The sequence below is a fragment of the Stenotrophomonas sp. STEN008 genome, assembly GCF_056760435.1.
The window spans coordinates 113,864-127,260 of sequence record NZ_JBRRET010000001.1 but is presented as its reverse complement, the minus strand read 5'-3'; the positions used below and the strand labels follow the sequence as shown (position 1 = coordinate 127,260).

Sequence of the window (13,397 nt, the reverse complement as noted above, 5' to 3'; positions counted from 1 at the left end):
AGGACAAGCAATGGACACAGTAACGACCGTTCGAGGACATCACGTGCAGGGCACCACCCGCGCACTGGCGGTGGTCACCGCCATCTTCTTCATGTGGGGCTTCCTGACCTGCCTCAACGACATCCTCATTCCGCACCTGAAAGCGGCGTTCGCGCTGAGCTGGGTGCAGGCGATGCTCATCCAGTTCACCTTCTTCGGCGCCTACTTCCTGATGTCGCTGCCTGCGGGCCGGCTGGTGGCTGCGGTGGGATACAAGCGCGGCATCGTCGCCGGGCTGGCCATTGCAGGCGTCGGCTCCCTGCTGTTCTGGCCGGCTGCGGCCGCCCATGTCTATGGGCTGTTCCTGGCGGCGTTGTTCGTGCTGGCCACCGGCATCACCGTGCTGCAGGTGGCGGCCAACCCCTACGTGGCATTGCTGGGCGAGGAGCGCACCAGCTCCAGCCGGTTGACCCTGGCGCAATCGATGAACTCGCTGGGCACCACGCTGGCACCGTTGTTCGGTGGCCTGCTGATCCTGTCGGCGCAGCCGCGCAGCGAGGAGCAGCTGGCGCTGTTGCCGCAGGCCGAAGCACTGGCCTACCGTGCAGCCGAAGCGCAATCGGTGCAGCTGCCGTACTTCGGCCTGGCCGTGGTCCTGTTCCTGCTGGCGGCAGCGATCTGGATGTTCCGTCTTCCCACCATTCCCGGCGTGGAGGAACGCACCGGCGCGCGAAGCCGGCCGTGGGACGTCCTGCGCCACCGCCATGTGCGACTGGGTGTGCTGGCCATCTTCTGCTACGTGGGCGCGGAAGTTTCCATCGGCAGCGTGCTGGTCAACTTCCTGTCCTCGCCGGGCATCGGCCAGGGCATGACCGAGCAGGAGGCCACCGGTTATGTCTCGCTCTATTGGGGCGGTGCGCTGGTCGGGCGCCTGCTCGGCGCGGCGCTGCTGGCGCGGTTGGATGCGCGCTGGCTGCTCGGTCTTTTCGCGCTCGCGGTGGTGCTGCTGCTCGGCATCACCGTCTCCACCACGGGTGGCCTGGCCAAGTGGGCGGTGGTGAGCATCGGACTGTTCAACTCGATCATGTTTCCGACCATCTTCGCGCTGGCGATCACCCGCCTTGGAGCTTTCACCGGACAGGCTTCAAGCCTGTTGGTGATGGCGATCGTCGGCGGTGCGGTCATTCCGCTGGCCATGGGCTGGCTTGCCGACAATCATGGCCTGCAGCTGTCGTTCCTGCTGCCGGCGCTGTGTTATCTCTACATTGCCTTCTATGCATGGAAGGGTTCGCGGCTGCCTGCCGAGTGAGCCGCAGGTTCGCCGCTGGCTCAACGTCGCCGTGGTGCGGCGGTCGACTCGCGTTCGAGTACCGCGTGCTCGACCGTGATCATGCGGCCAGCGGCTTCGGCACGGATGTGCTCGATCAGCTGTTCGGTGGCCAGCCGCCCCATGTGCGAGGTCGGTTGGCGCACGGTGGTGAGTGCAGGGTAGATGTGCCCTGCGATCGGCGTGTCGTCGAAACCGCATACCGAGAGGTCGCGCGGCACGCGAAGCCCGCGTTCGCCCGCGACGCGATACACGGCCGCGGCCATGTCGTCGTTGGCGGCGAAGATTGCCGTGGGAGGCTCATCCATGTCGAGCAGCAGGTTGGCTGCGTCCACGCCGGACTCGAACGAGAACTGGCCGTTGACCACCAGCGCCGGATCGTAGGCGATACCTGCCTGCCGCAGGGCCTGGCGGTAACCGGCGTAGCGCCACTGGCAGGCACCATGCGCGCGCGGCCCCTTGATGTGGGCAATGCGGCGGTGGCCCTGCGCGACCAGGTGGCCGATCAGCTCGACCACCGCAGTGGTTTCATCCATGCGCACGCCGATGCGTCCCTCCGGGTGTCGCGGGGCGATGCAGGCGAAGGGAATGTCATGCTCTTCCAGGTACGACAGCACTACTTCGTCGTCGGTCAGCGGCGGGATCAACACCACGCCATCCGGACGCGAGTTCTCGAACAGCGCGGTCATGTCGGGCAGGGTACGCCGGCCAGTGCCCACCGGGCCGAGGATCAGGTTGTAGTGCTGTGCGTGGCAGGCCTCGAGCATGCCGTTCTGGATTTCCATCAGGTAGTTGCGCGAAGGATTGTTGTAGACCAGTGCCAGCGCGTACGAGCGCTGTCCGGCCAGGCTGCGCGCGGAGAGATTGGGCTTGTAGCCCAGGCGCGCCACGGCCGCCAGCACCCGTTCGCGGGTCTGCTCGCGCACGTTGGGCTCGCGGTTGAGCACGCGGGACACCGTCTTGATCGATACCCCGGCAACGGCGGCGACATCCTCGATTCGACTGCGCATGATGCGGTGGATCCTCCTGGAAGGCGGCGGCTACGCGCCGATGGTAGTGCGTACCTGCGATGTCGGCGTTGCCGGAGCAGGCGGATGGTGCCACGACGCGAGGGGGACTGGCACGTCCTGAATTCTTGTCGCGTCGCAACACCCACCGCCGCGGGCCGTGTGCTGCGTCGGCCGCAAAGCCCGCCGTTACGCGATTGCCGCCACAGGATGTGCGATCGCTCATTGACACGATGCAGGCAGGCTTATATGACAGCGCTGTCAGGACGGGCGTCCGATCGCCCATGCCGACGTGCCGCTGCAGTCCCGCACGCCAGGAACGTCATCCACGGAGGTAGTACCCAGTGAAGCGCCCCACCCAGACCCTTCTTGCCGGCTGTCTGCTGGCCGCCCTGGCCGCATCAGCGGGTGCCGCGCCGTCCACGGGCGAACGCCTGCAGGACTGGCCGCGCGTCCACAGCGTGATCGCTGCTGATGCGGATATCGAAAGGCGCGTGCAGGAGATCCTTGCGCAGATGACGCTGGCGCAGAAGATCGGGCAGATGACCCAGGCCGAGATCAAGACCATCACGCCGGACGAGGTGCGCCGCTACTACATCGGCTCGGTCCTCAATGGCGGTGGCTCCTGGCCGGGCATGGACAAGCACGCCAGCGTGCAGGACTGGCTGCAGCTGGCCGATGCCTACCACGCTGCATCGCTGGCAACCGATGCGAAGACGCCGGTGCCGTTCATCTGGGGCACCGATGCGGTGCACGGCCACAACAACGTGCTGGGTGCGACCCTGTTCCCGCACAACATCGGCCTGGGCGCGGCCGGCGATGCCGAACTGATCGAACGCATCGGCGAGGCGACCGCGCGCTCGGTGCGCGCCACCGGCATCGGCTGGGTGTTCGCACCCACCCTGGCCGTGGCCCATGACCCTCGCTGGGGCCGCACCTATGAGAGCTATTCGTCCGACCCGGCGGTGATCCGCAGCTACGCCCACGCCTACGTGAAGGGAGCACAGGGCACCTTCAAGGACGACGGTAACGTGGTCACCACCGCCAAGCACTACCTGGGCGATGGTGCCACCGACAACGGCCGCGACCAGGGTGAGGCGCTGGTCGACAAGAACACCATGATCAACGTCCACGCGCAGGGCTACTACGGTGCGCTTGCCGAGGGTGCGCAGACGGTGATGGCCTCGTTCAACAGCTGGAACGACCGCGCCGCAGGCGTGGACTACGGCAAGATGCACGGCAGCAGGGCGCTGCTGACCGATGCGTTGAAGGACAAGATGGGTTTTGATGGCTTCGTCGTCTCCGACTGGAACGGCATCGCGCAGGTGCCCGGCTGCCGCAACGACAGCTGTGCGCAGGCCATCAATGCCGGCATCGACATGGTGATGGTGCCCGACGACTGGAAAGCGTTCATCGCCAACACCACCGCGCAGGTCAAGAGCGGTGAGATTCCGCTGGCGCGCATCGACGATGCGGTCGCCCGCATCCTGCGGGTGAAGCTGCGCGCGGGCCTGTTCGACCACAAGCCGTCCGACAGCCGCTACGCCGGCGATGCCAGTGCCGTGCAGCACCGTGACCTGGCCCGGCGTGCCGTGCGCGAATCGCTGGTGCTGCTGAAGAATGAAGTCGAGGCACTCCCGCTGCGCCGCGATGCGCGGGTGCTGGTGGTCGGCAAGAGCGCCGACAGCATCGGCGACCAGTCCGGTGGCTGGTCGCTGACCTGGCAGGGCACCGAGAACAGGAATTCCGATTTTCCCAACGCCGATTCCGTGCTGGGCGCGCTGCGCGCCGAACTGGGTGCGGACAAGGTCAGCTTCAGCGCCGATGGCCAAGGCGTCGATCCGAAGGCTTTCGATGTGGTGCTGGCGGTGATCGGTGAGACGCCCTATGCGGAAACCAACGGCGATATTCTCGCTTCGGATACCGTCAGCCACAGCCGGGCCTACCCGCAGGACCTGGCCGCGCTGAAGGCCGCAGCTGCAACCGGCAAGCCGGTGGTGACCGTCTACCTGTCCGGTCGCCCGATGTATGTCAACGACCTGCTCAATCTGTCCAGCGCCTTCGTCGCCGCCTGGCTGCCGGGCACCGAAGGCAAGGGCGTGACTGATGTGCTGGTGGCGGGCAAGGGCGGCAAGCCGGCACACGACTTCCGTGGACGCCTCAGCTTCCCGTGGCCGGGCGTTCCGTGCCCGGCACCGATCGACCAGCCCGACGCGAAGAAGCCGGCGCTGTTCGCGCTTGGCTATGGCCTCAGCTACGCCAAGGGCGGCAAGGTCGCCAGGCTCGAGGAAGCTGACCCGGACAGCTGCGGCGAAGTCACCGTGCTGCCGATCTTCAACCGCGCCGACACGCCGCCATTCGCCCTGCACGTTGCCGCCGCGGGAGCGACCCAACCGCTTGGCAATGATCTGAACGCTACGCTGCGCTGGCCCACCGCCAAGCCGGTGGTGCAGGTGCGCACCGTGCAGGTGAACACCCAGCAGGATGCCAAGGAGGTGACCTGGCGGGCCCCGGCGCAGCTGATCGCACGCAGCACCTCGCGCCGCAATCTCGGCGCACTGGCGCGCAGCAACGGCGCGCTGCAGTTCGATGTGCAGCTGGTGAAGCGCCCGGCATCGCCGGTGAAGGTGACCATGCAGTGTGGCAGCGGCTGTGAGGGTGGGGTGGACATCGCCCCGCAGCTGGTCGCGCTGGCGCCCGGGCAGAAGCAGACGGTGACCGTGCCATTGGCCTGCTTTGCAAAGCGCGGCGTGGACCTGGGCGCGGTGGAAGCCCCCTTCGTGGTCAGCGCCGACGCGCCGTTCGCCGCGGCATTCACCCAGGTCAGGTTGACGGCCAACACGGCCACCGCCGAGGGCGCGGTGGCCTGCCCGTAACCGAAGGCAGCGCCGGGCCATGCCCGGCGAATGCGCCGTTCCCGAGCAAAAAAAGCCCCGCAGTGCGGGGCTTTTTTCTTATCGCTTCATCGAACCGAAGAACTCGTCGTTGGACTTGGTGTTCTTCATCTTGTCGAGCAGGAATTCCATCGCGGCCATTTCATCCATCGGATGCAGCAGCTTGCGCAGGATCCAGATCTTCTGCAGCAGTTCCGGCTCGATCAGCAGGTCTTCGCGGCGGGTGCCGGAGCGGTTGATGTCGATGGCCGGGAACACGCGCTTCTCGGCGATGCGGCGGCTCAGGTGCACTTCGCTGTTGCCGGTGCCCTTGAACTCTTCGTAGATCACCTCGTCCATCTTCGAGCCGGTGTCGACCAGCGCGGTGGCGATGATGGTCAGGCTGCCGCCTTCTTCAACGTTGCGCGCGGCACCGAAGAAGCGCTTCGGGCGGTGCAGGGCGTTGGCGTCCACACCACCGGTCAGCACCTTGCCCGAGCTCGGCACGACGTTGTTGTAGGCGCGTGCCAGGCGGGTGATCGAGTCCAGCAGGATCACCACGTCCTTCTTGTGCTCGACCAGGCGCTTGGCCCGTTCGATCACCATTTCGGCGACCTGCACGTGGCGTGCGGCCGGCTCGTCGAAGGTCGAGCTGATGACCTCGCCGCGCACGGTGCGCTGCATTTCGGTCACTTCTTCCGGGCGCTCGTCGATCAGCAGCACGATCAGGTGCACGTCCGGATGATTGGTGGTGATCGCGGTGGCGACCTGCTGCATCATCATCGTCTTGCCCGCCTTCGGCTGGGAGACGATCAGCGAGCGCTGACCCTTGCCCTGCGGGGCCATCAGGTCGAGGATGCGGCCGGTGATGTCTTCCGACGAACCGTTGCCGCGCTCCAGGGTGAAGCGGCGACGCGGGAACAGCGGCGTCAGGTTCTCGAACAGCACCTTGTTCTTCGACGCTTCCAGCGGCTCACCGTTGATGGTGTCCACGATCGACAGCGCGAAGTAGCGCTCGCCGTCCTTCGGGAAGCGGATGCGGCCGGACAGGTGGTCGCCGGTACGCAGGTTGAAACGGCGGATCTGGCTGGGCGAAATGTAGGTGTCGTCCGGGCCGGCCAGGTAGCTGGCTTCGGCCGCGCGCAGGAAGCCGAAGCCGTCCGGCAGGATCTCCAGCACGCCATCGGCGGCAACGCCGTCGCCATGGCGGGTCAGCACCTTCAGCAGGGCGAAGATCACATCCTGCTTGCGGGCACGCGCCACGCCTTCGGAGATCTGCAGCTGTTCGGCGATTTCCAGCAGCTTCTGTGCCGGCATGCGCTTGAGATCGCTCAGCGAATAGACCGGGAAGCCTTCCGGCACCGTCGGCTGCACGCGCGGCACGAAGGCCTGCTGCTCGCCGCCCTCGTTGGGCATGCCGTCATCGCGGAAGCGGTTGTTGCGGTCGCGGTCGCGGCGGTTGCGGAAACGGTCACGGCGGTTGCCCTGGCCCTGGCCCTGCTGGCCCTGCTGGCCCTGCTGGCCATTCTGGTTGTGCTGATGCTGGCCGCCACCCTGAGGGTTCTGCTGCCGCGGCTGGCCGGATTCGCGACCCTCACCGCCTTCACCGCCGCCACTGCTGGCAGGGGCCTCGGCGGCGGGCGCGCTCGGCGCGGGAGCGGCTGCGCCCGGCGCCGGTGCTTCGGGCGCGGCGGCCAGCGGCAGGGTCGGCTGCGCGGGGGGCGCGCTGGTTTCGGCGGCGGCCGGTGCGGCAGCCTTGGTCACGCGGGCCTTGCGCACGCGCTTTTCGGCGGGCGCTTCTGCGCTGCCGGTTTCGGGAGTGTTATCGGACAAGAGCGTTATTCCTCGCTTGAAGGTGCGAGCGCCCGGCTGGGGCGGCGAACGTTGGGGATGGGTCTGGAAGAAACTGCGTCCAGAAGGTGCGGCACGCGAACGCGGCCGGATATGCCGACACTATCATCGGCCCGCGGCGCCGTGCAAGGGTCGCCGGGAACAGCATTCATGCAGGCGCGGTCCGCGCCTGGCCGGGCCCCCCCCCCCGCGGGGGGGGGGGGGGGGTAGGGGGCGGGGCCCCGGCCGGGGCCCCCGGCCCGCCCCCCGGGCGGGGCGCCCCCGCCCCCCGGGGCCGTATTCCCCGACACTCGGCGCGGCCGGGGGCGCGGGGCTGGGGCCGCGGGCAACACCATGCCGGCGGGGGGGGCCCGCGCCGGCCGGCAGCCGCACCGGGCGGCTGCCGGAGTCGTTACAGGGTCAGGCCAGGGCCTTGTCCAGCAGGCCGGCCAGCTGGGCCTTGCCCACCGCGCCGATCTGCTCGCCGACCTTCTCGCCATCCTTGAACACGACCAGGTACGGGATCGAACGCACGTGGTACTTGGCGGCCAGCGCACGATTGTTGTCGACGTTGACCTTGGCGATCTTGGCGCGGCCCTGGTAGGCATCGGCCAGCTCGTCCAGCGCGGGGGCGATCATCTTGCACGGGCCACACCACTCGGCCCAGAAATCGACCAGCACCGGTTCCTTGGAATTCAGCACGGCGCTATCAAAGTCGGCATCGCCGACGTGTACAACCTTGTCGCTCATCTTGGTTTCTCGTCTTGGATTGCACCCGGCCAGGCCGGAGGTGGGTGAACTGGGCCTTGCCCGGTGGCGCGACCCTCGTCGTTGCCTCGCGGCGTCCTGCCGCGGTGCGTTCGGCGGGATGCCTGGACGCTCACGGCCGGCAGTGTACCCCTATCGCGGGGCATGGACAGTGGCCGGCTGGAACCCAGCGTATCGTGATCGCTTCGAAGCGCGGTATGTGTCGGATTTCACTGTCTTCCTGAAGTGGGGGCCGGCAGCCGCGGACTCCAGCGACCCCGGCAGGGCTGTTCAAGCGCGGTGTGGCTGGGTGAAGAGGCGTCCCGCACGGGCCTGTCTCGCGGTTGTGTGAGACGGTTCATTCCGGTTTGGCCGCCGGAGTGCGTTAAACTGGGGCATTGAGCGGCGCGCGGACCCGGTGGTCCCCGGTCCGCCGACCCGCCGCAGGGGCCGCAGTTTGCGACGGTGCCCCCAGACGATGCAGTGCCGCCCGCCCGCTGGCCGGTGGCCATACCAAGACGGACTCATGAGCGACAAACCGCTGACCGATTTGACCTTTTCCTCCTTTGAGCTGCATCCGGCCCTGCAGGCCGGCCTTGAAGGAGCCGGATTCACCCGCTGCACCCCGATCCAGGCGCTGACACTGCCGGTCGCGCTGGCCGGTGGTGATGTCGCCGGCCAGGCCCAGACCGGCACCGGCAAGACGCTGGCGTTCCTGGTTGCCGTGGTCAACCGCCTGCTGAGCCGCCCGGCGCTGGCCGACCGCAAGGCGGAAGACCCGCGCGCGCTGATCCTGGCGCCCACCCGCGAGCTGGCGATCCAGATCCACAAGGACGCCGTGAAGTTCGGTTCCGACCTGGGCCTGCGTTTCGCCCTCGTCTACGGTGGCGTGGATTACGACAAGCAGCGCGAGATCCTGCAGCAGGGCGTGGATGTGATCATCGCCACCCCCGGCCGCCTGATCGATTACGTCAAGCAGCACAAGGTGGTTTCGCTGCACGCCTGCGAGATCTGCGTGCTGGACGAAGCCGACCGCATGTTCGACCTGGGCTTCATCAAGGACATCCGCTTCCTGCTGCGCCGCATGCCCGAGCGCACCACCCGGCAGACCCTGCTGTTCAGCGCCACCCTCAGCCATCGCGTGCTGGAGCTGGCCTACGAGCACATGAACGAGCCGCAGAAGCTGGTGGTCGAAGCTGAAACAGTGACCGCCGCGCGCGTGCGCCAGAAGATCTACTTCCCGGCCGACGACGAGAAGATCCCGTTGCTGCTGGGCCTGCTCTCGCGCAGCGAGGGCGCCCGCACCATGGTCTTCGTCAACACCAAGGTCTTCGTCGAGCGCGTGGCGCGTTCGCTGGAAAAGGCCGGGTACCGGGTCGGCGTCCTGTCCGGCGACGTGCCGCAGAAGAAGCGCGAGAGCCTGCTCAACCGCTTCCAGAAGGGCCAGCTGGAAATCCTGGTCGCCACCGACGTGGCTGCCCGCGGCCTGCATATCGACGGCATCAAGTACGTCTACAACTACGACCTGCCGTTCGACGCCGAAGACTATGTGCACCGCATCGGCCGTACCGCACGCCTGGGCGAAGAGGGTGACGCGATCAGCTTCGCCTGCGAGCGTTATGCGATGAGCCTGCCGGACATCGAGGCCTACATCGAACAGAAGATTCCGTCCGAGCCGGTCACCAAGGAACTGATGACCGCACTGCCGCGTCCGGAACGCCCGGCCACGGTCGCTGGCGAGGACGGTGACGAGAACGAGAGCGTCGGCCAGATCTTCCGCGAGGCGCGCGAAGCCCGCGCCGCCGAGGAAGAGCGTCGTGGCGGTGGCCGCAGCGGTGGTCGCTCCGGCGCCGGCCGTGGCGAGCGCCGCGATGGCGAGCGCAGCGGCGAACGCCGCTCGCGTGGTCCGCGCAAGCCGCGGGTGGAAGGCGAGCAGGGCGCGACCGCGCCGGTGGAAGGTGCCGGGTCCGGCACCCCGGCCCAGGCCCCGCGCCCGCCGCGTCCGCCGCGTGCCGAAGGTGCTCCGGAGCTCGCGGCGGACGGCGAGCGCAAGCCGCGCAAGCGCCGTCGTCGTCGCCATGGCCGTCCGGTCGAGGGTGGCGAGGCGATGGTCGCCAACGGCAGCGCCGGCAACGGTGCCTCGCCGGTGACGCCGGTTCACGTGGTGGCCAAGCCGGTGCGCAGCACCGACGCCGCCGACTCGTTCCTGACCCGCATCGGCCGCAAGATCCGCCGGATGCTGTCGGGCGGCTGATCGGCGCGCCCGGTCAGCGGTAGCGCCGGGCCATGCCCAGCGCGCGCAGCGGCAGATCAACGATTCCACCCGGGCGCGTCCCGGCGCTATCGATACTTCGCGCCGGTCCTGCATAATCGGGGCATGAGTGTCCTGCGCTTCGACAATGTCAGCAAACAGTACGCCGGTGGCCACGAAGCCCTGATCGACGTCAGCTTCGAGGTCGCGCCGGGCGAAATGCTGTTCGTCACCGGCCATTCCGGGGCGGGCAAGAGCACCCTGCTCAAGTTGATTCACCTCGACGAGCGGCCCAGCCGCGGCGCGGTGGTCTTCGACGAGCGCAACCTGCTGAAGGTGCGCGGCGGCGACGTCCCGCGCCATCGGCGCGCGGTCGGTGCGGTGTACCAGGACCATCGCCTGCTGATGGACCGGACCATCGCCGAGAACGTGGCACTGCCGCTGATCCTGCGCGGTACGCGCCGTGGCGACATCGGCAAGCGCGTGCGTTCCGTGCTGGAACGGATGGGCCTGGGCCATCGCGAGAAGGCGCTGCCATCGCAGCTGTCGGCCGGCGAACAGCAGCGCGTGGGCATCGCCCGCGCCATCGTCGGTGAACCCAAGCTGTTGGTTGCCGACGAGCCGACCGGCAACCTGGACCCGACCCTGGCGGCGGAGATCATGGCCCTGTTTGCCGAGCTGCCCGCGCGCGGCACCAGTGTGCTGGTGGTCAGCCACGACCTTCCCCTGCTGCGTCGCATGCGCAAGCGCGTGCTGATTCTCGACCACGGCCGGCTGGTGGACGACATCTCGCCGCAGGATCTGGCGGAGTAACGCATGGCGAAGAACGAAAACAGCGAAGCCGCCGCACCCTCGCGTCTCGGCGTGTGGTTCCAGCACCACGTGCACAGCGTGGTGTTCAGCCTGGGCCGCGCCTGCCGCAAGCCGTGGGCGACCCTGCTGACGGTGATGGTCATGGCGCTGGCGCTGGCACTGCCACTGGGCCTGTCGATCGCGCTGGACAACCTCAAGCATTTCGCCGGCAGCGTGCAGCAGTCGCGCGACATCAATGTCTTCCTCAAGGGCACGGTGGATGGCCCGGGTGCGTTGCGCCTGGCCGGCCAGCTGCGCGACCGCGATGACGTCGGCGAGGTGACCGTGCGCACGCCCGAGCAAGGGCTGCAGGAGCTGCGCGATGCCGGCCTTGGCGAGGCGATCGACGCGCTGAACGACAATCCGCTGCCTTCGCTGCTGGTCATCACCCCGGGGCAGGGCAAGGACGATGCGCGTCTGGCGCGTGCGCTGGAAAGCCTGCCCGAGGCCGATCTGGTGCAGCACGATGCGCTGTGGCGCCAGCGTCTGGATGCGTGGCTGGCGTTCGGCGCGCGGCTGGTACAGGTGCTTTCGGTGCTGCTCGGCGTCGGCGCCGCGCTGGTGGTCGGCAATACCGTGCGCCTCGACATCCAGGCACGGCGCGAGGAGATCGGCGTGCTGCAGCTGCTCGGCGCCAGCGATGGCTTCATCCGCCGGCCCTTCCTGTATCTGGGCGCCTGGTACGGGCTGGGCGCCGGCGCGGTGGCGCTGGCCCTGATCGGTATTGCCGGTGCCGCCCTGCGCGCGCCGCTGGCTGACCTGTCACGCAGCTACGGCAGCCCGTTCGTGCTGCATGGCCTGGACCTGCTGCATGGCAGCCTGGTCCTGCTGGGCACGCTGCTGCTGGGCTGGCTGGGCGCGTGGCTGGTCACCGGCCACTTCCTCCGTCAGACCCGCCCGACCGACACCTGAGACCGGCATGCAACCGCAAGCGCTGAAGCACCTTGGAGGGCCCGCTACGCGGGTGATGGTGGTCGACGGTTCCAAACTGGTGCGCAAGCTGATCGCCGACGTGCTGCAGCGTGATCTGCCGGGCGTGGAGGTGATCGGCTGCGACAGCATCGAGGGTGCCCAGCAGGCGCTGGCGCAGGGGCCGGTGGACCTGGTCACCACCTCGCTGACCCTGTGTGATGGCGACGGCCTGGCGCTGGCGCGGACGGTCCGCGAAGCTGCCGGCCAGGCATACGTGCCGGTGATCGTCGTCTCCGGCGATGCGCAGCAGCATCTGGAGCAGCGGCGCTTCACCGAGTACGTCACCGACTATTTCGACAAGGCGCTGGGCCATGAGGCCCTGGCGACCTTCATCCGTGGCTATGTGCAGCCGCAGACCATTCCCGGGGCGACCATCCTCTACATCGAGGACAGCCGGGTGGTGGCGGAGGCGACCAAGCGCATGCTCGAACGCCAGCAGCTCAACGTGCTGCACGTGGTCAGTGCCGAAGAGGCCTTCACCCTGCTCACGGCCGAATCGCTGGGCCGCAGCCGCCACCGCATCGACCTGGTGTTGACCGACGTCACCCTGAAGGGCGAATTGAGCGGACGCGACGTGGTGCAGCGCGTGCGCGTGGATTTCGGCTACGGCAAACGCCGACTGCCGGTGCTGGTGATGACCGGCGACGGCAATCCACACAACCAGACCGGGTTGCTGCAGGCCGGTGCCAATGATCTGGTGCTGAAGCCGATCGAGGAGCGCCTGCTGGTGACCAAGGTGCTGTTCCAGCTGCGCCTGGCCCGCTTGAACGATGGACCCCTGTTGCGATGACCGATGACGTAGTGGACACCCCGACGATCCAGCTGGAACCGAGCTGGAAGCAGCAGGTCGGCGATTACCTGTTGCAGCCGCAGATGCGCGAACTCTCCACCTTCCTGCGCCAGCGCAAGGCGGCCGGCGCGGCGGTGTTCCCGCCGGGGCCGCAGATCTTCGCGGCGTTCGACGCCACGCCGTTCGAACAGGTGAAAGTGGTGATCCTGGGCCAGGACCCGTACCACGGGCGCGGCCAGGCGCACGGACTGAGCTTCTCGGTGCCCGCCGGCGTTCCGGTGCCGCCATCGCTGCTGAACATCTACAAGGAGATCGAGGGCGACCTCGGCATCCCCCGTCCCGATCACGGCTGCCTGGTGCCGTGGGCGCAGCGCGGCGTGCTGCTGCTCAATGCCGTGCTGACGGTGGAGGAGGGCAGGGCCGGCGCCCACCAGGGCCGCGGCTGGGAAGGCTTCACCGACCACGTGGTGGATGTGCTCAACCGCGAACGCGAAGGCCTGGTGTTCATGCTCTGGGGGGCCTACGCGCAGCAGAAGGGCAAGGTCATCGATACCCGGCGCCATCGTGTGCTGAAAGCCCCGCATCCCTCGCCGCTGTCGGCCCATCGTGGCTTCCTCGGCTGCCGGCATTTCTCGATGGCCAACGACTACCTGCAGCGTCGCGGGCAGGCGCCGGTCGACTGGTCGCTGCCGCCGCGCGCGGCGCTTTGACCTCCGCCGGCAGCCGGGCCTGAACACCGGGCAACGTTTCCTGGCCTGAATGGGCCTCC

At 68.1% G+C, this 13,397-nt stretch carries 10 protein-coding genes; 7 read left to right on the top strand and 3 right to left on the bottom strand.

The features are described 5' to 3' along the window. The first annotated feature begins 10 nt into the window (after window positions 1-10). Window positions 11-1,288 carry a sugar MFS transporter gene (locus ACVOME_RS00630; RefSeq protein ID WP_481504595.1) on the top strand — a complete coding sequence of 426 codons (1,278 nt, stop codon included), beginning with the start codon at window positions 11-13 and terminating at the stop codon, window positions 1,286-1,288. A gap of 20 nt (window positions 1,289-1,308) precedes the next feature. Here the strand turns inward: ACVOME_RS00630 and ACVOME_RS00625 are convergent, their stop codons facing one another. Beyond that, window positions 1,309-2,316: a LacI family DNA-binding transcriptional regulator gene (locus ACVOME_RS00625; RefSeq protein WP_053515642.1), complete on the bottom strand. Its 1,008-nt coding sequence runs from the start codon at window positions 2,314-2,316 to the stop codon at window positions 1,309-1,311. A 341-nt stretch (window positions 2,317-2,657) separates the two neighbouring features. On the opposite strand from ACVOME_RS00625, the gene ACVOME_RS00620 reads away from it, so the two are divergent. Further along, the gene (locus ACVOME_RS00620) at window positions 2,658-5,189 is read left to right on the top strand and encodes a glycoside hydrolase family 3 protein (RefSeq protein WP_481504594.1); all 2,532 of its coding nucleotides are present in this window, start codon (window positions 2,658-2,660) and stop codon (window positions 5,187-5,189) included. A gap of 78 nt (window positions 5,190-5,267) precedes the next feature. Here ACVOME_RS00620 and rho read toward each other — a convergent pair whose 3' ends face one another. Both rho and trxA read right to left on the bottom strand, forming a co-directional pair. Further along, a complete protein-coding gene (gene rho, locus ACVOME_RS00615) occupies window positions 5,268-7,019 on the bottom strand; it encodes a transcription termination factor Rho (protein WP_481504593.1) in 1,752 nt (583 codons plus the stop codon). A gap of 417 nt (window positions 7,020-7,436) precedes the next feature. After that, entirely contained in the window at window positions 7,437-7,766 is a 330-nt protein-coding gene (gene trxA, locus ACVOME_RS00610) for a thioredoxin (protein WP_025878607.1), read from the bottom strand. Between the two features lie 523 nt (window positions 7,767-8,289). On the opposite strand from trxA, the gene rhlB reads away from it, so the two are divergent. The 5 genes from rhlB to ung all read left to right on the top strand — a co-directional run bounded on the left by rhlB (window position 8,290) and on the right by ung (window position 13,338). Beyond that, window positions 8,290-10,017: an ATP-dependent RNA helicase RhlB gene (gene rhlB / locus ACVOME_RS00605; protein WP_065174408.1), complete on the top strand. Its 1,728-nt coding sequence runs from the start codon at window positions 8,290-8,292 to the stop codon at window positions 10,015-10,017. Between the two features lie 123 nt (window positions 10,018-10,140). Next, complete coding sequence (gene ftsE / locus ACVOME_RS00600) at window positions 10,141-10,827, top strand: cell division ATP-binding protein FtsE (RefSeq protein ID WP_053515652.1); 687 nt, start codon at window positions 10,141-10,143, stop codon at window positions 10,825-10,827. 3 nt (window positions 10,828-10,830) lie between these two features. Further along, complete coding sequence (ftsX, locus tag ACVOME_RS00595) at window positions 10,831-11,778, top strand: permease-like cell division protein FtsX (protein WP_481504592.1); 948 nt, start codon at window positions 10,831-10,833, stop codon at window positions 11,776-11,778. A 7-nt stretch (window positions 11,779-11,785) separates the two neighbouring features. Beyond that, the gene (locus ACVOME_RS00590; RefSeq protein WP_481504591.1) at window positions 11,786-12,628 is read left to right on the top strand and encodes a response regulator; all 843 of its coding nucleotides are present in this window, start codon (window positions 11,786-11,788) and stop codon (window positions 12,626-12,628) included. Further along, window positions 12,625-13,338, top strand: a complete 714-nt coding sequence (gene ung, locus ACVOME_RS00585) for a uracil-DNA glycosylase (RefSeq protein WP_481504590.1) — start codon at window positions 12,625-12,627, stop codon at window positions 13,336-13,338. The genes ACVOME_RS00590 and ung overlap by 4 nt, the downstream gene beginning before the upstream one ends. The last annotated feature ends 59 nt before the right edge of the window (window positions 13,339-13,397 follow it).

What these genes read in the sequence shown, in the direction of transcription:
- ung (WP_481504590.1), top strand. Translation starts at nt 12,625, where the DNA reads ATGACCGATGACGTAGTGGACACCCCGACGATCCAGCTGGAACCGAGC.
- ACVOME_RS00630 (WP_481504595.1), top strand. Translation starts at nt 11, where the DNA reads ATGGACACAGTAACGACCGTTCGAGGACATCACGTGCAGGGCACCACC.
- trxA (WP_025878607.1), bottom strand. Translation starts at nt 7,766, where the DNA reads ATGAGCGACAAGGTTGTACACGTCGGCGATGCCGACTTTGATAGCGCC.
- ACVOME_RS00625 (WP_053515642.1), bottom strand. Translation starts at nt 2,316, where the DNA reads ATGCGCAGTCGAATCGAGGATGTCGCCGCCGTTGCCGGGGTATCGATC.
- ACVOME_RS00590 (WP_481504591.1), top strand. Translation starts at nt 11,786, where the DNA reads ATGCAACCGCAAGCGCTGAAGCACCTTGGAGGGCCCGCTACGCGGGTG.
- rhlB (WP_065174408.1), top strand. Translation starts at nt 8,290, where the DNA reads ATGAGCGACAAACCGCTGACCGATTTGACCTTTTCCTCCTTTGAGCTG.
- ftsE (WP_053515652.1), top strand. Translation starts at nt 10,141, where the DNA reads ATGAGTGTCCTGCGCTTCGACAATGTCAGCAAACAGTACGCCGGTGGC.
- ftsX (WP_481504592.1), top strand. Translation starts at nt 10,831, where the DNA reads ATGGCGAAGAACGAAAACAGCGAAGCCGCCGCACCCTCGCGTCTCGGC.